The sequence below is a fragment of the Herbaspirillum sp. LeCh32-8 genome, assembly GCF_017814915.1.
In the GTDB taxonomy this organism is placed as follows: Bacteria; Pseudomonadota; Gammaproteobacteria; order Burkholderiales; family Burkholderiaceae_D; genus Herbaspirillum.
Genome location: NZ_JAGIPZ010000002.1, coordinates 494,546 through 515,456, shown reverse-complemented (window position 1 = coordinate 515,456; position 20,911 = coordinate 494,546). Strand labels below are relative to the sequence as shown.

At 64.8% G+C, this 20,911-nt stretch carries 18 protein-coding genes; 2 read left to right on the top strand and 16 right to left on the bottom strand.

The genetic code is table 11. The features are described 5' to 3' along the window. Positions 1-16 precede the first annotated feature (16 nt). From J8I26_RS07400 to J8I26_RS07385, 4 genes are all read right to left on the bottom strand, one after another. Positions 17-3,253 carry an efflux RND transporter permease subunit gene (locus J8I26_RS07400; protein WP_209605655.1) on the bottom strand — a complete coding sequence of 1,079 codons (3,237 nt, stop codon included), beginning with the start codon at positions 3,251-3,253 and terminating at the stop codon, positions 17-19. Between the two features lie 11 nt (positions 3,254-3,264). Further along, positions 3,265-6,420 (bottom strand): MdtB/MuxB family multidrug efflux RND transporter permease subunit, encoded by a 3,156-nt coding sequence (locus tag J8I26_RS07395; RefSeq protein WP_209605653.1) that lies wholly within the window; start codon positions 6,418-6,420, stop codon positions 3,265-3,267. Positions 6,421-6,429: 9 nt separating this feature from the next. Continuing rightward, on the bottom strand, positions 6,430-8,043 hold the full coding sequence (locus J8I26_RS07390; protein ID WP_209605651.1) for an MdtA/MuxA family multidrug efflux RND transporter periplasmic adaptor subunit: 1,614 nt from the start codon (positions 8,041-8,043) through the stop codon (positions 6,430-6,432). 451 nt (positions 8,044-8,494) lie between these two features. Then, positions 8,495-9,037, bottom strand: a complete 543-nt coding sequence (locus J8I26_RS07385; RefSeq protein WP_209605649.1) for a Spy/CpxP family protein refolding chaperone — start codon at positions 9,035-9,037, stop codon at positions 8,495-8,497. Between the two features lie 246 nt (positions 9,038-9,283). Here J8I26_RS07385 and J8I26_RS07380 point away from each other — a divergent pair, with 246 nt between their 5' ends. Further along, a complete protein-coding gene (locus J8I26_RS07380; protein WP_209605647.1) occupies positions 9,284-10,033 on the top strand; it encodes a response regulator in 750 nt (249 codons plus the stop codon). Next, positions 10,030-11,403 carry an ATP-binding protein gene (locus J8I26_RS07375; RefSeq protein ID WP_209605646.1) on the top strand — a complete coding sequence of 458 codons (1,374 nt, stop codon included), beginning with the start codon at positions 10,030-10,032 and terminating at the stop codon, positions 11,401-11,403. The genes J8I26_RS07380 and J8I26_RS07375 overlap by 4 nt, the downstream gene beginning before the upstream one ends. A gap of 209 nt (positions 11,404-11,612) precedes the next feature. Here the strand turns inward: J8I26_RS07375 and trpS are convergent, their stop codons facing one another. The 12 genes from trpS to rpsP form a co-directional block, all read right to left on the bottom strand. Next, positions 11,613-12,647 (bottom strand): tryptophan--tRNA ligase, encoded by a 1,035-nt coding sequence (gene trpS / locus J8I26_RS07370; protein ID WP_209605644.1) that lies wholly within the window; start codon positions 12,645-12,647, stop codon positions 11,613-11,615. A 331-nt stretch (positions 12,648-12,978) separates the two neighbouring features. Continuing rightward, the gene (locus tag J8I26_RS07365) at positions 12,979-13,539 is read right to left on the bottom strand and encodes a glycine zipper family protein (protein WP_209605641.1); all 561 of its coding nucleotides are present in this window, start codon (positions 13,537-13,539) and stop codon (positions 12,979-12,981) included. Positions 13,540-13,599: 60 nt separating this feature from the next. Then, positions 13,600-13,929 (bottom strand): hypothetical protein, encoded by a 330-nt coding sequence (locus J8I26_RS07360; RefSeq protein WP_209605640.1) that lies wholly within the window; start codon positions 13,927-13,929, stop codon positions 13,600-13,602. Further along, positions 13,926-14,285: a hypothetical protein gene (locus tag J8I26_RS07355; RefSeq protein WP_209605638.1), complete on the bottom strand. Its 360-nt coding sequence runs from the start codon at positions 14,283-14,285 to the stop codon at positions 13,926-13,928. Before J8I26_RS07355 ends, J8I26_RS07360 begins: the two co-directional genes overlap by 4 nt. A gap of 37 nt (positions 14,286-14,322) precedes the next feature. Beyond that, positions 14,323-15,711, bottom strand: a complete 1,389-nt coding sequence (gene fumC / locus J8I26_RS07350; protein ID WP_209605636.1) for a class II fumarate hydratase — start codon at positions 15,709-15,711, stop codon at positions 14,323-14,325. 293 nt (positions 15,712-16,004) lie between these two features. After that, a complete protein-coding gene (locus J8I26_RS07345) occupies positions 16,005-16,349 on the bottom strand; it encodes a DUF3579 domain-containing protein (protein WP_209605634.1) in 345 nt (114 codons plus the stop codon). 330 nt (positions 16,350-16,679) lie between these two features. Further along, positions 16,680-17,639: a CobD/CbiB family protein gene (locus J8I26_RS07340; RefSeq protein ID WP_209605632.1), complete on the bottom strand. Its 960-nt coding sequence runs from the start codon at positions 17,637-17,639 to the stop codon at positions 16,680-16,682. A 150-nt stretch (positions 17,640-17,789) separates the two neighbouring features. Further along, positions 17,790-18,461, bottom strand: a complete 672-nt coding sequence (locus tag J8I26_RS07335) for a CoA pyrophosphatase (RefSeq protein ID WP_209605630.1) — start codon at positions 18,459-18,461, stop codon at positions 17,790-17,792. A gap of 106 nt (positions 18,462-18,567) precedes the next feature. Next, the gene (gene rplS, locus J8I26_RS07330; protein WP_141912584.1) at positions 18,568-18,945 is read right to left on the bottom strand and encodes a 50S ribosomal protein L19; all 378 of its coding nucleotides are present in this window, start codon (positions 18,943-18,945) and stop codon (positions 18,568-18,570) included. A 174-nt stretch (positions 18,946-19,119) separates the two neighbouring features. Beyond that, positions 19,120-19,869 carry a tRNA (guanosine(37)-N1)-methyltransferase TrmD gene (gene trmD, locus J8I26_RS07325; protein ID WP_209605628.1) on the bottom strand — a complete coding sequence of 250 codons (750 nt, stop codon included), beginning with the start codon at positions 19,867-19,869 and terminating at the stop codon, positions 19,120-19,122. A gap of 68 nt (positions 19,870-19,937) precedes the next feature. Further along, a complete protein-coding gene (rimM, locus tag J8I26_RS07320) occupies positions 19,938-20,555 on the bottom strand; it encodes a ribosome maturation factor RimM (RefSeq protein ID WP_209605626.1) in 618 nt (205 codons plus the stop codon). A 66-nt stretch (positions 20,556-20,621) separates the two neighbouring features. Beyond that, positions 20,622-20,873: a 30S ribosomal protein S16 gene (gene rpsP / locus J8I26_RS07315; protein WP_209605624.1), complete on the bottom strand. Its 252-nt coding sequence runs from the start codon at positions 20,871-20,873 to the stop codon at positions 20,622-20,624. Positions 20,874-20,911: the final 38 nt, after the last annotated feature.

The following is a 20,911-nucleotide window of genomic DNA, read 5'->3' as shown; positions in this document are numbered from 1 at the left end:
CCGTCCCGGTGCGGGATCAGGCGGCCGAGGTTTGCGTCTTGTTCTTGCGGCCGAACTTGCGATGTCCCCACGCGCTCAGCCTTTCCATATACAGGTAGACCACCGGCGTGGTGTAGAGCGTCAGCAGCTGGCTCACCACCAGCCCGCCGACGATGGCGATGCCCAGCGGCTGGCGCAGCTCGGCGCCGTCGCCATGGCCGATGGCCAGCGGGATCGCACCCAAGAGGGCCGCCATGGTGGTCATCATGATCGGGCGGAAGCGCAGCTTGCAGGCCTCGAAGATCGCGTCGCGCGGCGACAGGCCGCGGTTGCGCTCGGCGTCCAGCGCGAAGTCGATCATCATGATGGCGTTCTTCTTGACGATGCCGATCAGCAAGATCACGCCGATCAGCGCGATCAGGCTGAAGTCGGTGCCGGTCACCAGCAACGCCAGCAAGGCGCCCACGCCGGCCGAGGGCAGCGTGGAGATGATGGTGATCGGGTGGATCAGGCTCTCGTAGAGGATGCCCAGCACGATGTACACCGCCAGCAGCGCCGTCAGGATCAGCAGCGGCTGGGACGACAGCGAGGACTGGAAGGCATTGGCGGTGCCGGCGAAGGTGCCGTGCACGCCGGTGGGCACGCCCAGCGAGGCCATGGCGCGGTCGATCGCCTCGGTCGCCTGCGACAGCGACACGCCCTCGGCCAGGTTGAACGAGATGGTCGAGGCCACGAACTGCCCTTCATGGCTGACCGACAACGCGGTGGTGGTCGGCGCGAAGCTGGAGAAGGCCGCCAGCGGGATCTGGGTCGAGGCCGCGGTGGAGATGGTCTGCGCCAGGCCGGTGTTGGAGTTCAGCTTGCCAGCCGCCGACAGCGCCGGCGGCGTCGACAGCGTGGAGGTAGTCGGCGACAGGTTGGACGATCCCGCCAGGCTGACGTAGGTGTCGCGCAGGATCTCCGGGCTTTGCCAATACTGCGGCGCGGCTTCCATCACCACGTGGTACTGGTTCATACCGCTGTAGATGGTGGAGATCTGGCGCTGGCCGAACAGATCCGACAGCGTGGCGTCGATCAGCTGCGGCGTCACGCCGGCGCGGATCGCGGTCTCGCGGTCGATGGTCAGCGTGGTCTGCAGGCCGTTGTCCTGCTGGTCGGTGCTGAGGTCTTCCAGCTCCTTCAGGTTGGACAGCGCGGCGCGGATCTTGGGTTCCCACACGCGCAACAACGCGACGTCGTCCGATTTGAGCGAGTACTCATACTGCGAATCGCTCTGGCGCGCGCCGATGCGGATGTCCTGCACCGGCACCAGGAACACGCGCGCGCCCGCCACCTTGGCGGTTTTCACGCGCAGCCGGGCGATCACCTGGTCGGCCGACTCCTTGCGCTCCGACAGCGGCTTCAGGGTCACGAACATGTTGCCGCCGTTGCGGCGCTGGCCGCCGGTGAAGGCCACCACGTCGGCCACCGCCGGGTCGGCGCGCACGATCTCGATGAAATCGTTGAGCTTGACCTTCATCGCCTGGAAGGAAATCGCCTGGTCGCCGCGAATGCCGCCCACCAGCCGGCCGGTGTCCTGCTGCGGGAAGAAGCCTTTGGGGATGGCCTTGTAGAGATACACGTTCAGCGCGATGGTGCCCACCAGGATCAGCATCATCAACGGCGCCGCGCGCAGCGCCCAGGCCAGCGTGCGCTCGTAGCCCAGCAGCAGGTCGTTGAAGATGTGCTCGGTCTGGTCGGCCAGCTTTTGCAGCAACGGATGGCGGCGCCGGCGACGCTCTTCATCGGCCTTGGGGTCATGGCGCAGCAGGCGCGCGCACATCATCGGCGTGGTGGTCAGCGACACCACCAGCGACACCAAAATGGCCACCGAGAGCGTGATGGCGAACTCGCGGAACAGGCGGCCGACGATGCCTTCCATCATCAGGATGGGGATGAACACGGCAATCAGCGAGATGCTCATCGACAACACGGTGAAGCCGACTTCGCGCGCGCCCAGCAGCGCCGCCTTGACCGGCTTCATGCCGGCCTCGATGTGGCGCGAGATGTTTTCCAGCACCACGATGGCGTCGTCCACCACGAAGCCGGTGGCGATGGTGAGCGCCATCAGCGACAGGTTGTCCAGGCTGAAGCCGGCCAGGTACATGATGCCGAAGGTGCCGATCAGCGACACCGGAACGGCCACCGCCGGGATCAGCGTGGCGCGCGCGCTGCGCAGGAACAAAAACACCACCATGATCACCAGCGCCACCGACATGATCAGGGTGAACTCGGTCTCCTTCAGCGAGGCGCGGATGGTGGGCGTGCGGTCCATCACCGTCTTCATGTCGATGGCGGCCGGGATCGAGGCCTGCAGCTGCGGCAGCAGCTCGTTGACGGCGTCCACCGTCTCGATGATGTTGGCGCCGGGCTGGCGATTGATGATCACAAGGATGGACGGCTTGCCGTTGGCCGAGCCGGCGTTGCGCACGTCGGCCACGGAGTCGCGCACTTCGGCCACGTCGCGCACGCGCACCGGCGTGCCGTTGCGATAGGAGACGATCAGCGGCGCGTATTCGGCGGCGGTCTTGGCCTGGTCGTTGGCGTAGATCTGCCAGTTGCGTTCGCCGTCTTCCAGGATGCCCTTGGGCCGGTTGGCATTGGTGGCGGCCACCGCGGTGCGCACGTCGGCGCTGCCGATGCCGTACTTGTTGAGCGCGGTCGGGTTCAACTCGATGCGCACCGCCGGCTGCGAACTGCCGCCCACGCTCACCTGCCCCACCCCGCGCACCTGCGACAGCTTCTGCGCGACGATGCTGTCGGCGGCGTCGTACATCTGGCCCTGGGTCATGGTGTCCGAGGTCATGGCCAGGATCATGATGGGCGCGTCGGCCGGGTTCACCTTGCGGTAGGTCGGGTTGCTCGGCATGCCCGACGGCAGCAGGTTGCGCGCCGCGTTCAGGGCCGCCTGCACGTCGCGCGCGGCACCGTCGATGTCGCGGTTGAGGTCGAACTGCAGTGTGATGCGGGTGGAGTTCTGCGAGCTGGTCGAGGTCATCTCGGTCACGCCGGCGATCGAGCCCATAGCCCGCTCCAGCGGCGTGGCCACGGTGGCGGCCATGGTTTCCGGGCTGGCGCCGGGCATCGAGGCCGAGATCGAGATGGTGGGGTAATCCACCTGCGGCAGCGGCGACACCGGCAGCAAGCGGAAGGCCACGATGCCGGCCAGCGCGATGCCGATGGTCAGCAGCGTGGTGGCGATGGGCCGCTGGATGAAGGGAAGCGAGATGTTCATTGCCGTTCCGCTTACACCGCCGGCGGCAGCGAGGCCGGATGCGCATGGTCGTCGTCGTCACCGTCGTCGCCATGACCCGGCTCGCGCTGGCCGAAGCGCGCGCGCATGCGGCGCGCCAGGCTGTCGAAGCCGAGGTAGATCACCGGCGTGGTGAACAGCGTCAGCACCTGCGACACCAGGAGGCCGCCGACCATGGTAATGCCCAGCGGCTGGCGCAGCTCGGAACCCACACCGGTGCCCAGCATCAGCGGCAGCGCGCCCAAGAGCGCGGCCATGGTGGTCATCAGGATCGGCCGGAAGCGCAGCAGGCAGGCCTGGTAGATCGCCTCGCGCGGGCTCTTGCCCTCATGCCGTTCGGCTTCCAGCGCGAAGTCGATCATCATGATCGCGTTCTTCTTGACGATGCCGATCAGCAGGATGATGCCGATGATGCCGATGATGCCCAGGTCGGTGCCCGAGATCATCAGCGACAGCAGCGCGCCCACGCCGGCCGAAGGCAGCGTGGAGAGGATGGTGATCGGGTGGATGTAGCTCTCATAGAGCACGCCCAGCACGATGTACATGGTCACGATCGCCGCCAGGATCAGCCACAGCGTGTTGGACAACGAGGCCTGGAAGGCCAGCGCCGCGCCTTGGAAGTTGGTGACGGTGGAGGCCGGCATGCCGATTTCCTGCTCGGCCGCCTTGATCACCTTGACCGCCTCGCCCAGCGCGGCGCCCTTGGCCAGGTTGAAGGAAATCGTCGCGGCCGGGAACTGGCCGATGTGGTTCACCACCAGCGGCGCGGTACGCTCGGTGACGGTGGCGATCGACGACAGCGGCACCTGGCGGCCGGCCGAGGTCACCAGGTAGATGCTGTCGAGCGCCTGCGGGCCGCGCTGGAATTCAGGCTTGACCTCCATCACCACCCGATACTGGTTGGACTGGGTGTAGATGGTGGAGATCAGGCGCTGACCGAAGGCGTTGTAGAGCGCGTTGTCGATGGCGGCGGTGGTGATGCCCAAGCGCGAGGCGGCGTCGCGGTCGATCTGGATGTAGGCCTGCAAGCCCTTGTCCTGCAGGTTGCTGGCCACGTCGGCCAGCTCGGGCTGCTGCTGCAGGCGGGCGATCAGCTTGGGCACCCACTCGCTGAGCGTATCCGGGTCGGCATCCTCCAGCGTGAACTGGTACTGGGTGCGCGAGACGCTGTCTTCGATCGTCAGATCCTGCACCGGCTGCATGTACAGCGTCACGCCCGGCACCTCTTGCGCCAGCTTGACCTGCAGGCGGCGGATCACGTCCGAGGCGGAAACGTCGCGGTCTTCATGCGGCTTCAGGTTGATCAGCATGCGGCCGCTGTTCAAGGTGGCGTTGGTGCCGTCGACGCCGATGAAGGACGACAGGCTGTCCACCGCCGGGTCCTGCAGCACCACCTTGGCCAGCTGTTGCTGCTTCTCGCCCATGGCGCCGAAGGAAACCGATTGCGTCGCCTCCGAGATGCCCTGGATCACGCCGGTGTCTTGCAGCGGGAAAAAGCCCTTGGGTACGAACACGTACAGCAGCCCGGTCAGCACCAGCGTGCCGACGGCCACCAGCAGGGTCAGCTTCTGGCGCTCCAGCACCCACTCCAGCATGACGCCGTAACGGGCGATCACGCGGTCGAAGAACAGCTGGCTCTTGTGATAGAACCAGCCCTGCTCTTCTTCCGGTTGGTGACGCAGCAGGCGCGCGCACATCATCGGCGTCAGCGTCAGCGACACCACGGCCGAGATCAGGATGGAGACCGCCAGCGTCACTGCGAACTCGTGGAACAGGCGGCCCACCACGTCGCCCATGAACAGCAGCGGGATCAGCACCGCGATCAGCGAGAAGGTCAGCGAGATGATGGTGAAGCCGATCTGCTCGGCGCCCTTCAACGCTGCTTGCATCGGCTGCATGCCCTCTTCGATGTAGCGCGAGATGTTTTCGATCATGACGATGGCGTCGTCGACCACGAAGCCGGTGGCGATTGTCAGCGCCATCAGCGTCAGGTTGTTGATCGAGAAACCGGCGATGTACATGATCGCAAAGGTGCCCACCAGCGACAGCGGCACGGCTACGCTGGGGATGATGGTGGCCGGCACGTTGCGCAGGAACACGAAGATCACCATCACCACCAGCATCACCGACAGCAGCAGCTCGAACTTCACGTCGGCCACCGAGGAGCGGATGGTGGTGGTGCGGTCGGTCAGGATCTGCACGTCGATCGATCCTGGCAAGCTGGCCTGCAGCGAGGGCAGGATCTTCTTGATGCTGTCGACCACGGCGATCACGTTGGCGCCGGGCTGGCGCTGGATGTTCACGATCACCGCGGCCTGCTCGTTGGCCCAGGCGCCCAGGCGCACGTTCTCGGCGCCGTCGACCACGTCGGCCACGTCGGAGACGCGGATCGGCGCGCCGTTCTTGTAGGCGATGATCAGGTTCTTGTATTCATCGGCCGAGCGCAGCTGGTCGTTGGCGTCGATGGTGGAGGCGCGCGTGGGGCCGTCGAAGCTGCCCTTGGCCTGGTTGACGTTGGCGTTGCCGATGGCGGTGCGGATGTCATCCAGGTTCAGGCCGAGCGCGGCAATGGCGCGAGGGTTCAGCTGCATGCGCACGGCCGGGCGCTGGCCGCCCGACAGGCTGACCAGGCCGACGCCGGAGAGCTGCGATATCTTCTGCGCCAGGCGGGTGTCGATCAGATCCTGCACCTTGGGCAGCGGCATGGTCCTGGAGGTCACCGCCAGCGTGATGATGGGGGTATCGGCCGGGTTGACCTTGCTGTACACCGGCGGCATCGGCAGGTCGGACGGCAGCAGGTTGCCGCCGGCATTGATGGCGGCCTGCACTTCCTGCTCGGCGATGTCGAGGTTAAGGTCGAGGTTGAACTGCAGCGTGATCACCGAGGCGCCGCCCGAACTGGTGGACGACATCTGCTTCAGGCCCGGCATCTGGCCGAACTGGCGCTCCAGCGGCGCGGTGACCGACGACGTCATCACGTCCGGACTGGCGCCGGGATAGAGGGTGGTGACCTGGATGGTCGGGTAATCGACTTCGGGCAAGGCCGACAGCGGCAACAAGCGGTAGGCGACAATGCCCACCAGCAGGATCGCCAGCATCAGCAAGGATGTGGCGACCGGCCGCAGGATGAACTGGCGGGAGGGATTCATGCTGCCGCCTTACTTTGCATTGGCGCCGGAGTTACCGCCCGCGTTGCCGCCGCTCTCCTGCTGCTTGCGACGCAGCTCCATCATTTTCTGGCGGCGCTGGTCTTCCGGCAGCTTCTTGATTTCTTCGCCGAACTCGCCGGCGTCGATGCGCTTGTTGATCTCGGCCCAGCGCTTCTGGCGCTCTTCCGGGCTCATGTCGGCCTGGCCGCCCTGGCCTGCCTGCGCGCCGGGTGCGCCCTGCCCCGCTTGTCCGCCTTGTCCGTTCGGTCCCTGGCCGCGCTTGCCGTGGCGGCGTGCGTTCGGGTTCTCGGTGGAGAGTTTGTTGGCCGGGTCATCAGCGCCGCCGCGGGTCACGGCTTCCACCTTGGCGCCTTCGCGCAGGCGGTCGATGCCGTCGATGACCACGGTCTCGCCGGCGGCTACGCCGTCAGTGATTGCGGTCAGGTCACCCTGCACCGCTCCGGTCTTGATATTGCGCACGGTGACGGTGTTGTCTTCCTTGACCACGTAGACAAACAGGCCCTTGGAGCCGCGCTGGATGGCCGCGGTCGGGATCACGGTGGCGCCGTCTTCGGTGTTGAGCAGCAGGCGGATGTTGACGAACTGGCTGGGGAACAGCGCGTAGTCCTTGTTGGGGAACTGCGCCTTCAGCTTGACGGTGCCGGTGGTGGCGTCGACCACGTTGTCGATGGTCAGCAGCACGCCCTCGGCCAGCTTTTTCTTTTGCTCGCGATCCCAGGCCTCGACCGGCAGCTTGCGGCCGCTTTGCAGCTGGCGCAGCACGCTGGGGATATTGTCTTCGGGGATGCTGAAGATGGCGGTGATCGGCTGCAGCTGGGTGATGATCACCAGGCCGTTGGTGTCGCTGGTGGTGATGTTGTTGCCCACATCGGCCTGCTTCAGGCCGAGGCGGCCGGAAATCGGCGCGATCACGCGGGTGAACGACAGCTGCAGCTTGGCGCTGGCCAGCGAACCCTCGTCGGCCTTGACCGTACCTTCATACTGCTTGACCAGCGCGGCCTGGGTATCGACCTGCTGGCTGGCGATGGAATCCTGCGACAGCAGGGTCTGGTAGCGCTTCAGGTCCAGCCGCGCCGAGTTCAGCAGCGCGCGGTCGCGCGCCAGTTGGCCGTCGACCTGGGTGACGGTGGCCTGCAGCGCGCGCGGATCGATCTCGGCCAGCAGGTCGCCGGCCTTGACCACCTGCCCTTCGGTGTAATGCAACTTCATCAGCTGGCCGTCCACCCGCGCACGCACCGTGGCGGTGGCGGTCGGCGTAACCGAGCCGAGTCCGTTGAGGTAGACGTCGACGTTCTGGATCTTGGCCTTGGCCACGCCCACCGGCATGGTCTGGGCGAATCCGCCTGCGCCGCCCGGGCCGCCGGGGCGCATGCCGCCCGGACGTCCGCCCGGCCCGCCGGGAGCGCCGCCCATGGCGGCCATCTGCTCCTGCTGGGCTTTTTTCTTGCTCCAGTACTTGTAGCCGCCGCCGGCCGCCAGCGCCGCCACCAGCACCCAGAACCACCAGCGCCGCAACACGCTGCCCTTCGAAGGAGGCCGGCCGCCTTGCGGCGGGGTCGGGTTGGAGGAAGATTGCGGTCCGGAATTTGGTGTGTTTGTCATTTTGGGGGGCCAACGAACTGATCACGGTAGCGCGGCCGGGCCCATGGCCGAGCCGACGCTGCTTGCAAGCAAAAAGATACGGGATGGCGGCCACGCGCCTTGTCGCGCCCTCGGAGCCGCCATCCGGTATTTTCCCGCAACAACCTTACATCATTGCAACATTCTGTTTCTTCTTGCCGCTATCCTCGCCACGGAGGTGCCCGGCGCCGACGCCATCCGGCGCGCCCGCAGTGGACAGGCAGGCAGTGTACCCAGCAAACCCGGCTTGCGCCACGGACAACAAGGGGCGGAAAGCGCGCCATCTCCCGCGAGAGATCGACAATGACGCCAGGGGCCAGTACGGCAAAAGCCTTGCGTATTGACCGCAAGGCTTTTGGGTAGATCCGCCGCCGGCGGCAAAGCCGGCGGGCGGATGATGCCTGGCGCGTTCTTTTGCGCCTTCTCGCTTGCCTTACTTGGCGGCCGGCGCTGCTGCATCAGGTGCGCCCGGCTTGCCGTGCGGCGGGCCCTTGCGATCGCCATGACGCATGTGATCGAAGCGGTGACGCTCCATCTTGGCGAACTCGGCGTCGAAGGTCTTCTGCTGTTCCGGCGACAGGGTCGCATAGAAGTCCTTGGTGGCCGCGATGCGCTGCTCGGCGAAGGCTTCACGCTTGCGCATGAGTTCCAGCTTCTTGTCCAGGCGTTCCGGGGTGGTCAGCTTAGCGAACTCTTCCTTGTTGGGACGGCCGGCGGCGTCGAATGGGGCCGGCTTGGTCTTGTCCAGGAACAGCTTCCAGCCGGCTTCCTGTGCCGCGGTGATCTTCAGCTTGTCGTGCAGCTCAGCCTGGTGCTTGGCGCGCATTTGCTCGAACTTGGCGATTTGCTCGGCGCTGGGAGCTCGACCGTGCGGGCCTCCCGGCGGCGGCGGAACCTGCGCGAAGGCGGCTGCGGTCACGGCGCTGATGCTCACGGCGGCGATGCCGGCCAGGATGCGGGTCTTGAATTTCAACATGATTGCTCCTTTCGGTGTGTCTGGAGACCGCTTCACAAAGAAACCGTCTCTCTGTTTCGTGCTGTCTTTGCACGGTTCCCATTAAACCGGCCGCGTGTAACGCCAATTTTTCCCCTGTGGCGGCATTTGTATCGTTTTGTATATTCCCGGCGCCGCCGAGTATCGTTTTATGTCGGTGACGACGCTTGTTAAGAGGCGATACAAATCCCGCGTCCACGATTTAACAAGTTCGGCATAATTCAGCTCATGGATACAAATACTCACATCCTCATCGTCGACGACGACCGCGATATCCGCACCCTGCTGGCCGAATACCTGGACGGCAACGGCCTGCGCACGCTGACCGCCACCAACGGCACGGAGATGCGCAAGACGCTTGAAGAGTCGCGCGTGGACCTGATCGTGCTGGATCTGACCCTGCCCGGCGAGGACGGCCTGACCCTGTGCCGCAACCTGCGCGCCACCTCCAATGTGCCGGTGATCATGCTGACCGCGCGCGGCGAGCCGCTGGATCGCATCCTTGGCCTGGAGATGGGCGCCGACGATTACCTGGCCAAGCCCTTCGAGCCGCGCGAGCTGTTCGCGCGCATCCGCAGCGTCCTGCGCCGCACCCAGGCGCTGCCGCCCAACATGGCGCAACCGGACGTGGCCGCGATGCGTTTCGCCAACTGGACGCTGGATCTGACCGCGCGCCACCTGGTGAACCAGGACGGCGTGGTGGTAGCGCTGTCGGGCGCCGAGTTCCGCCTGCTCAAGGTCTTCCTTGACCATCCCAATCGCGTGCTCAACCGCGACCAGCTGCTGGAGCTGACCCAGGGCCGCGAGTCCGACCCGTTCGACCGCTCGGTGGATATCCAGATCAGCCGCCTGCGCCAGAAGCTGGGGGACGACGCCCGCACACCCACCATCATCAAGACGGTGCGTAATGAAGGCTACGTACTGGCCACCAGCGTGGCCGCCGACAATGCGGGACAAACCCCGGGCCGCGCATCATGAAAGACGTCCTCGGCTCCATCGGCAACCGCATCTTCGTGCTGCTGCTGGCCGGCATCGTGCTGTCGGTGTTGGCCACTACCTGGCTAGCCTCCAACGAACGCAAGAACACGCTGCGCGAAGTGCGCTTCCAGCATTTGGCCGACCGCGTCGAGCAGATCGTGCAGGCGGTCGACGACATTCCCGCCGAGCAGCGCCCCATCGTGCTGCAGGCCGCCACCAACTTCGGCTTCGAAGCCAGCATGGTGGACAACATGAACGATGCCGTGGGCGCCAACGCCAGCAGCAGCCCGATGGTCGACATCCTCAAGGCGCGCCTGGGCAGCGAGCGCAGCGTGGCGGTGCAGCGCGAGACCGAATGCGCGCCGCCGCGCCGGCCCGACGGCCGCGAGGGCCCGCGCCGCGAGACCTGCCGCGTGATCTACATCAGCCTGCACGACCAGGCGCTGATGCGCCTGCGCCTGCACCAGCCGGGCGAGCCGCCGGCGCTGCGTGGGCACGGCCAAGGCTTCTTCGGCGCGCAGTACATTGCGCTGTTCCTGATCCTGATCGCGATCCTGGCTTACCTGGTGGCGCGCATGGCGACCCGTCCGATCCGCCAGCTGGCGCAGGCAGCTTCGCAGCTGGGCCGCGACATCGACCACCCGCCGCTGGCCGAGGCCGGCCCGACCGAGATCCGCCAGGCGGCGCACGCCTTCAATGCCATGCAGGCGCGCATCCGGCGCCAGATCCAGCACCGCACGCACATGCTGGCCGCCATCACGCACGACCTGCAGACGCCGCTGACGCGCATGCGCCTGCGCCTGGAAAAGGTGGCTGACCGGGAGCTGCAGCAAAAGCTGATCGACGACCTGGGCGTCATGCACGGCATGGTGCGCGAGGGCCTGGATCTGGCGCGCAGCATGGATTCGTCCGAAAAGATCCAGGCGCTGGATATTGATTCGCTGCTCGACAGCGTGTGCGCCGATGCCGCCGATGCCGGCCAGGACGTGATGCTGGAGGGCGCCACCCGTGCCTTTGTCATGGCCCAGACCGGCGCGCTGCGGCGCTGCCTGACCAACCTGATCGACAACGCCTGCAAATACGGCCAGGCCGCGCGCGTGACCATCGCACTGGAATCGCAGAAGGTTGCCATCCGCATCCGCGACCACGGGCCGGGCATTCCCGAGGCCGAGCTGGAGTCGGTGTTCGAGCCCTTCTACCGCCTGGAGACCTCACGCTCGCGCGACACCGGCGGCACCGGACTGGGCCTGACGATTGCGCTCAACATCGCCGAGAACCACCATGGACGGCTGCAGCTGCGCAACTTGGCGGAGGGCGGGCTGGAGGTGTTGCTGGAGTTGCCGGTGATGCCGGCGGCGAAGCGGGCTTGAGCGGTATCGTTGGCGCAGGCTGAACGACACTGGGTTCCTGCTTTCGCAGGAACGACAGCTTATCTGTGCGTTCCTTACCTATGTTTTCACCTCCGTCGCCCCTGCGAAAGCAGGGCCCGGCGTCGTTGGCTGTCAAATCGACGCAACAAGAAAGAAAGCCGCACTCCCCTCCCGGGCAGTGCGGCTTTTTACATGGAAACTCAGCAGCTTCAGCCGAAGTAATTCAAGCCCAGCGCTGCATTCACTTCCGACATGGTCTGCGCCGCCACTGCGCTAGCGCGCTCGGTGCCGCGCTTGAGGATGGCCATGACTTCGCCGCGATCCTTGGCGAACTCTTCGCGGCGGGTGCGGATCGGCTCCAGCATTTCCTGCAGGATGCCTTCCAGGCGGCGCTTGACCACGCTGTCGCCCAGGCCGCCGCGGGTGTAGTGCGCCTTGAGCTCGGCCACGGCGTCACGGTCAGGATCGAAGGCGTCCAGGAAGGTGAACACCACATTGCCCTCGACTTGGCCCGGATCATCCACGCGCAGGTGGTTGGGGTCGGTGTACATCTGGTGCACGGCCTGCTTGATTTCCTTGGCCGATGCGCCCAGCGCGATGGCGTTGCCCAGCGATTTGCTCATCTTGGCCTTGCCGTCGATGCCGGGCAGGCGGCCGGTTTCGGACAGCACTTCCTTGCACTCGACCAGCACTTGGCGGTCGACGGTGGCGTTGAATTTGCGCACCAGCTCGTTGGTCTGCTCGATCATCGGCAACTGGTCGCTGCCCACCGGCACCAGCTGGCCCTTGAAGGCAGTGATGTCGGCGGCCTGGCTCACCGGGTAGGTCAGGAAGCCGGCCGGGATGTCGCGCTCGAAGCCGCGCAGGCGGATCTCTTCCTTGATGGTGGGGTTGCGCTCCAGGCGCGACACCGTCACCAGGTTCAGCAGCACCATCGACAGCTCGTAGAGCTCGCGCACCTGCGACTGGATGAAGATGGTCGATTTCTCCGGATCGATGCCGACGGCCAGGTAGTCCAGCGCTACTTCCAGCACGTTGTCGGTGACCTTCTGGTGGCGGCCGACGTTGTCGGTCATGGCTTGGGTGTCGGCCAGCAGCAGGAACTGGTTGGCGCTTTCCTGCAGCGCCACGCGCGACTTGAGCGAGCCGATGTAGTGGCCGAGGTGCAGCGGGCCGGTGGGACGGTCGCCGGTGAGGACGGTGGGATGTGCGGTGGAGGTGCTGGCTGGTGCGTTCGAAGACATGGTCATTCCTGATCGAGTATCTGTCTGGAATGCCGCCGGTCCCGAAGCGTAAAAACAATGCCGCCGGAACCGGCGGCATCACATGGTCAAACTGTGTGAAAGCGAATTACTTCGCTGGCCGCCCGGGTCAGGCGCGCCACCAATGCTGGATTTTCGCAAGTTGAATTCGGCAAAGCATGGCGGCGAGTATAGCACTCCCGTGCGCCGATGTTGCGCCGCATCGCGCGTTGGCGCGGAAAAAGCCGGGGCCCGGACGGCGCGCCTTGTCCTTGAGGCAATAAAAAACCGCATCCCCGGATGCGGTTCTTCTTGCTGCCCGCGCGCGCCGGGCTCAATACGCGCCCGGCGGCGGGCCGTAGTACACCGGCGGCGGCCCGTAGTAGCCCGGAGGCGGCGGCGGCGCGTAATAGTAGCGGCGCGGATGATAGGTGTAGGCAGTGGCTTGGCGCTGGGTCTCGACCTGGTTGCCCTTGCTGTACATGCATTGGGTGTAGGTCATGTCGTAGCGCTGCTGCATCGAATAGTTGCCGCCCGCGGCCACATTGCTGCCGGCCGCGCTGCCCACCAGCAGGCCGCCGCCGGCGCCGATTGCCGCACCCGCGCCGGCATTGCCGGAAGCCGCGCCGATCAGGGCCCCGGCCACTGCGCCTACGGCAGTGCCGACTGCGGCGCTGTTGGCGGTGTTGTTCTGGGTCTGCTGGGCCTGGCCGCCGATGGCGTCCTGGGCGTATTGCTGGCACAGCTGCTGGTCGGCGCGGAACTGTTCATAGGTCTTGTCCTTGCCCGGCATGGCCATGACCGAGGGACCGGTCGGCACGCTGACGCAGCCGCCCAGCGCCAGCATGGCGCCCACGGCGGTGACTGCGGTAGCTGTCTTGTAGATGGGTTTCACGATGTTTCCTTTGGCCGCTTCAGCGGCATGGCGTTGAGTCGTTATCGGCGTGGGCCCGGCTTATTGCGGCGGACCGTAGCCCGGCGGCGTCGGCGTGTTGGGCACCACCTTCATCCAGGCGCTGGGGCAGCTCTGGACGTAGGGGTAGTACGCCTTGGACTCCTGGCAGTAGTACCAGTAGTCCTGGCGCGGCTGCGGCTCGATATAGACCGGCGGCGGCACGCGCTCGACGTAGACCGGCGGCGGATAGTAGACCGGGGGCGGCACCCACACCGGGCCGCCGATCACCACGCCGCCGTAAAAGCGCGTGTGCGCGTAAGTCGACGCACTGGCCATCAGGCCGGCCACGGCGAGCGCGCCGCAGATTCCGATTGCCGCTAATTTCTTCATGATTTGCCTTTGGGAATTGCCCATGTACGGCCGATGACGGCCGGCTTTCCTTGCTTGCCTTGCGGCGTCGCGCTGCTTGTCGCGTTGGTTGTTGCATTGCTGTCGCGCTGTCTGCCCGCCATCCCCTGGCTCGCCGGCAAGCCTTGCACGGGCTGCCTGCGCACGCATTGAGCGCATGAAAACAATATACGCCGCAGCCTGCCGGAAAGCCTGAGTTGTTTCAATTCGTAACCCAAATCAATATTGCTATACATAAGGCTGCGCATCCTTTGCAATCCGGGGCCCGGCAAGGCTTTCCAGGATGCATGGAGGATCGTCCGCCGCGCCAAATGAAACGGGACATGGATGGCATGCATCCATGTCCCGTCCTGCCTCAGGTTCTTGGCGGGGAGATCAGCCCGGGCGGGTCATCTCTTCCGGCTTGATCCACTCGGCGAACTGCTGCTCGGTGACATAACCCAGCGCCAGCGCAGCCTCCTTCAGGGTGGTGCCGTCGTGGTGGGCCTGCTTGGCGATCTTGGCGGCCTTGTCGTAGCCGATGTGCGGCGCCAGCGCGGTCACCAGCATCAGCGACTTCTCCATGAGCTCGCCGATGCGCTCGCGGTTGGCTTCGATGCCGCGCGCGCAGTGCTCCTCGAAGCTGGCCATGCCGTCGGCCAGCAGGCGCACGCTCTGCAGGAAGTTGTGGATGATCAACGGCTTGAACACGTTGAGCTCGAAGTTGCCGGACGCGCCGCCGATGTTGAGCGCGACGTCGTTGCCAAACACCTGGGCGCACAGCATGGTCAGCGCCTCGCACTGGGTCGGGTTGACTTTGCCCGGCATGATGGAGCTGCCCGGCTCGTTCTCGGGAATGGTGATCTCACCCAGGCCGGAGCGCGGGCCGGAAGCCAGCCAGCGCACGTCGTTGGCGATCTTCATCAGCGATGCCGCGAGCGTCTTCAGGCCGCCGTGCGACGCCACCAACGCATCATGGCCGGCCAGTGCGGCGAACTTGTTGGGCGCGGTCTTGAACGGGAAACCGAAGTGCTTGGCCAGCTCGGCTGCCACGCGCGAGCCGAATTCCGGATGGGCGTTCAGGCCGGTGCCGACCGCGGTGCCGCCGGCGGCCAGTTCCGACACGCCGTTGAGCGTCGCGATGATGGCGGCCTCGGCATGCTCCAGCTGCGCGACGTAGCCGGAGAACTCCTGGCCCAGGGTCAGCGGCGTGGCGTCCTGCAGGTGGGTGCGGCCGATCTTGACCACGTCGGCAAACTTGCCGGACTTGTCCTGCAGGGTGGCGCGCAGCTTGTGCAGCGACGGAATCAGGTGCGTCGCCACAGCCATGCAGGCCGCCACGTGCATAGCGGTCGGGAAGATGTCGTTGGAGGACTGGCCGCGGTTGACGTCGTCGTTGGGGTGGATCACGCGCTCTTCGCCGCGCACGCCGCCCAGCAGCTCCGAGGCGCGGTTGGCCAGCACCTCGTTCATGTTCATGTTGCTCTGGGTGCCGGAGCCGGTCTGCCACACCGACAACGGGAATTCCAGCGGGTGCTTGCCGGCGATCACCTCATCGGCGGCGGCGATGATGGCGTCGGCCTTCTTGGCGTCGAGCTTGCCGAGGTCGCGGTTGACCGCGGCACAGGCGCGCTTGACCGCAGCCAGGGCCACCACCAGCTCGGTCGGCATGCGTTCGGTGGAAATGTGGAAGTGATGCAGCGAACGTTCGGTCTGCGCGCCCCAGAGCCGGTCATCGGGGACTTCGATCAGGCCAAAGGTGTCGCGCTCCATGCGGTGTTTCATGATGCTTCTTCTCCGTCATTGTAAGGGCCGGGAACGGCCCGATAACCCCGTACGGCTCTGGCTAAGCACTGCCGGCTGAGCAATATGAGATGCTGAAACCGATGCCGCGCGCTAGCTGGTGCCCGGCGGCGGCGAATGAAAACCTGTTTAGTTTAACTGCTGGCGAGGCCGCCTGCATGGTCGGGCGACTGGGGGAGCTGGCGTGTCGGTGCTGCGGCGAACCGGCGCGCGCGGCGACGGTCATGGATTGGGGCTGTGAGCTGTGGGCTGTGGGCTGCGATTTTGCGAACTGCTCAGCCCTGCTTGTCCTTCGGCGGATCCGGCAGGACACAGGCGTCCAGCACTTGCAGGTCGTTGTCCTTGGCGAAGTTGACGACGAAGTGATAGGCCAGCGGGTCGAGGTCGCGCAGGGCCTCGTTGACCACCACCGAGCGCACGCCATCGATATGGGTCGGCAACACGTAGGGGGAATATTGCAGGTGGGCATTGCGACCGCCGCTGCCCTCGGGGCGGAAGCACGACATCACGCCACACAGCCGCTCGGCCCAGTCGCTGGGGCGGAACTGCCTGCCATCCTTGGTCTTTCCAAAGATGATGAATTCTTTCGCCGGCGCGGTGGGTTTGATGGGATCAGCCATACATGCAGTTCTTCTAAAGCGCTTGCAACCGAATGCCCTTGTCCTGGTGGGACCGGAGCCCTGAATCCGAGGTGCCTTCGCGATCATCCGCGTGGGTGCCTGCGGCTCTACTGAGTATTATATCTTATAGAAGACTTGGCTTCTACCGGTCTTCCCGCCGCTCCGCCCGCTTGGGTCTGTTTGCCCGGGCTCTTGCCATTCATGCATCAGACGCATGGGGATGAATCCTCGGCGGCGCCTGTGCACAAACCGGAAGTATACCGGGACGGAGATTTTGCGTTGCAAAAAACTAAGCGGGCCTAAGCCCGCTTATCTGAACATCCCGCTGGATCAACCCATCCACACTGCGACAGACAGCAGCAGCAACAGGAACATCCACAGCAGCAATGCGCGCCAGACCAGACCGACCGTGCTTTGCAAGGTACGCGGTGTGGGCGTGTCGCCCGGCAGGCCGTCGCTTTCTTCGGGCATGGAATCGACCGTGGCGGCATCAGCCGGCAGGATGATGCCTGCCGCAGCCTCCTTCGGCGTGCCGAAGCGCACCCCCATGGCGCCGCCGCCGGCAGCCAGGATGATGCCTGCGGCTTCGTCGTCCCAGCGGCTGGCGAAGTTGCGCCAGGCGTAGATGGCATCCTCGAAGTTGCCGACCACGGCGAAGGCCGCGGCGGTCAGGCGGGCCGGGATCCAGTCGATCCAGTAGAAGGCGCGCGCGGCGAAGCGGCCGAAGGCCTCGAACTTCATGTGGTCCGGCTCGTTCCAGGCGCGCGACAGGTATTCGGCCACGCGGTACATCACGGCCAGCGCCGGGCCGACGGGCATCAGGAACCAGAAGAACACACCGAACACGTGACGATGAGTCGTGATCAGCGCGCGCTCGGAAGCGATGCGAGAGATCTCGCTGACGTCCATGCCGGCGGTGTCCTGCTTGGTCCACTCGGCCAGCAACGCGCGCGCGGTCATTTCATCGCCGCTGTTCAGGGCCAGCTGAATCGAGGTGAAATAGTGGCTGTAATGGCGGAAGCCCAGCGTCAGGTAGACGATCAGCACGTTCCAGGCGAACGCGGCGATCGGACTGATGTGCACGCACAGCCAGTAAATCAGCGCCACCGGCACGGTCAGCGCGCCGACCATCACGGCCCAGCCGAGGCGCCCGTGATGGGCGTGGCCGGCGTTGAACCAGCCCTCTATACTGCCGGCGAAAGACTTGATCGATGCATAAACCGGATTGTCCGCACGCAGTGGTTTGAGTTGTTCGATTAACAGCGCAAAGAGAATGGAGAGGAATGTCATCAAACGGCCTTATATGTCTCTATAGCCGGTACGATAGCGCAGTGCATGATGGGAATCAAACAATTGATTCGTTGACGCCGGTCAATCATGCATTGATCGCGTATTTAGGCTGTTTTCGCATCCCACGAACCGCGTCGGGGACGCCAAAAATCAGGTACGCAGGAAATGGAAGAGATTGCGCAGCATGCCGGCGGTGGCGCCCCAGATGAAGTAACGCTGGTAAGGCATGGTGTAGAAGCTGCGGCGGCCGGCCGGCTGCGGCAGGTCGACCGAGCGGCGCTGGTGATTGACGCCGTCCATCAGGAAAGACAGCGGCACCTCAAAGATCTCGGCCACCTCACGCGATTCGGGCACGGTCTCGAACGGCGGCGCGATCAGGCCCGCCACGGGAGTAACGCGATAACCGGTGCCGGTGAAGTAGTCGGGCAGCGAGCCGATCACTTCCACGTGGGCGCGGCCCAGGCCGATTTCCTCCTCGGTCTCGCGCAGCGCGGTCTCGATGGCCGAGCTGTCGTAGTCCTCGCGGCGGCCGCCCGGGAAGCTGATCTGACCCGCGTGATCCTTGAGGTCGGCGGTGCGCTGGGTGAACAACACGGTCAGCCCTTCCGGACGCAGCACGATGGGGATCAGCACCGACGCCAGGCGAAAACGCCCCTTGGATTCCGCCAGGCGTGCCAGTTGGTCACCGCTGTGCTCCGGCTCCCAGCGCGGCGGGTCGGCGAAGCGGCGGCGCAACCAGTCGGCGTTCAGGCGCGCAGCATCGAGCGCGCCCTCGCCGGCAACGGCGTCCACTGGCAAATTGACTGGATCAAAACTGGCCACGGCGTGATCGGTTCAGCGTAACGGTAAGCTCGTTAAAGCAGAGCGGAAATGAAAAAAGGGGCGTCGTGAGACACCCCTTTTTCCTGAAGCATTAGCATGCCTGAAATTACTCTGCAGCCTTTGCAGCGCGGCTGGGCAGCTTTTCCTTGATGCGAGCCGACTTGCCCGAACGCTCACGCAGGTAGTACAGCTTGGCGCGGCGAACGTCACCACGACGCTTCACTTCGATCGAAGCGATCAGCGGCGAATACAGCTGGAAAGTACGCTCGACGCCTTCACCGGACGAAATCTTGCGAACGATGAAGTTCGAATTCAGACCACGATTGCGACGTGCGATCACGACGCCTTCGTAGGCCTGAGCACGCTTGCGGGTGCCTTCAACCACGTTGACGCTGACAATCACGGTGTCGCCGGGGGCGAAGTCGGGAATGTTCTTGGCGAGACGCGCGATCTCTTCTTGCTCGAGTTGCTGGATCAGATCCATTTTTTGCTCCTGTAACCATCTTGCCGGCGCCTGGGGTCTTGCGACCTTCCGTATGCCCGGTAGAGGATGGGGTTTCAATCACAGCGGCCGAACCGCTGCACGTTGCTGCCGGCATGCCGGCAATACTGCTTGCTACTACTTCTTTCGGGATGCCTAGCATCCGCGGCCCGCATTTTACTGCAAACCGCTCAAAAACTTTTCGTCCGCCTTGCTCAGCAAGCCGCTTGCGCGGGCCTTGGCGATCAGGTCGGGCCGTTTGGCCTGCGTCGCTTCCAGTGCGCGCTGGCGACGCCACTTCAGGATCTCGGCATGGTGGCCGCCCAGCAGGATGGCCGGCACAGGCTCGTCCTGGTAGACCTCGGGCCGCGTGTAATGCGGGCAATCCAGCAGGCCGTTGACGAAACTGTCTTCGACCGCCGAAGCGCCGTCGTTCAACGCGCCGGGCAACAAACGGATCACTGCATCCATCAACGCCATCGCCGGCAACTCGCCGCCGGAGAGCACGAAATCGCCGATGCTGATTTCTTCGTCCACGCACTTGTCGAGCAGGCGCTGGTCGATCGCTTCATAGCGGCCGCACAACAACACCACGCCGGGCTCCTGCGACAAGCCCACCACGCGCTCATGCGTCAGCGGAGCGCCTTGCGGCGACAGGTAGATCACCCGGGGCCGGGCCACGCCGAGCTCCTGCTGGCGCTGCCGGGCGGCGCCAATGGCAGCCTCCAGCGGCTTGGCCAGCATCACCATGCCGGGACCGCCGCCATACGGCCGATCATCCACGGTGCGGTGATTGTCGGTGGTGAAATCACGCGGATTCCACAGCGACAGGCCCCAGCGCTTTTGCTCCAGCGCCCGGCGGGTAATGCCGGACTGCGTCAGCGCAGCGAACATCTCGGGAAACAGAGTGACGACATCGAACTGCATCACGCCTCCATCCCCAATGAATCTTGTTGAAACACCACCGACGCCGGAAATGAAAAAACTGACCGCAGTCAGTAATCCATGCCCCAATCGACGATGATCTTCTTTTCTTTTGCCTGCACCGTCTTGACGAACTGGTCGACAAACGGAATCAGCATTTCGGGCGCGGCTGAGGATTTCTCCTTGTCGCCCTTCTTTGCCGGCACGGCATTGTCGGCGTCTGCGGTCTGCGGTGCAGCTTGTTGCACCGGCATGACCACCCTCAGGATCGGGTGAGCGCCGTTGTCCATCATGTCGGACACCACGCCCAGCTGTTCGCCCTGCAGGTTTTCAACCGATGAGCCGATCAGATCGACCCAATAGAATTCGTTGTCATCCAGCACCGGGAAGTGCTTGCGGGAAACGTAGACCACCGTTCCCTTCAAGGCCTCGGCCGCATTGCGGTCGGCTACCCCGGTCAGGCGCGCAACGACATCGCCGCTGTGCCCCTTGGACTGCATGACTTCAACGTCCTGCTTCGGTGCGCCGGATTTCTCCAGCCACCAGGTCTTCGCACTCAGCAAGGCATCCGCCTCGGCCGAATACGGACGCACGCGAATCCAACCCTGGATGCCGTAGGCCCCTGTCACATGACCGATGGTCACAAGATCATCGGGTGCGGAGAAGCCGGACTGGACTGGATTATTCACTGATGCGCCGAACCTGGCCTGCGTCCATGCGTCCGACGGACGCGTGAAACAGACCTGAGACCTTAATTAGGCAGCCTTCTTGGCAGCGTCAGCAACCAGGCGAGCGACGGTCGGCGACAGTTGTGCGCCAACGCCTTGCCAGTAAGCCAGACGGTCTGCAGCGACGCGAACGGTTTCTTCCTTGCCCGATGCAACCGGGTTGTAGAAGCCGATACGCTCGATGAAACGACCGTCGCGACGGTTGCGCGAGTCAGTTGCAACGATGTTGTAGAAGGGGCGCTTCTTGGCGCCGCCACGAGCTAAACGAATAACGACCATAATGGTTCCAGTAAGAATACGGACACGGAAAAGCCGCA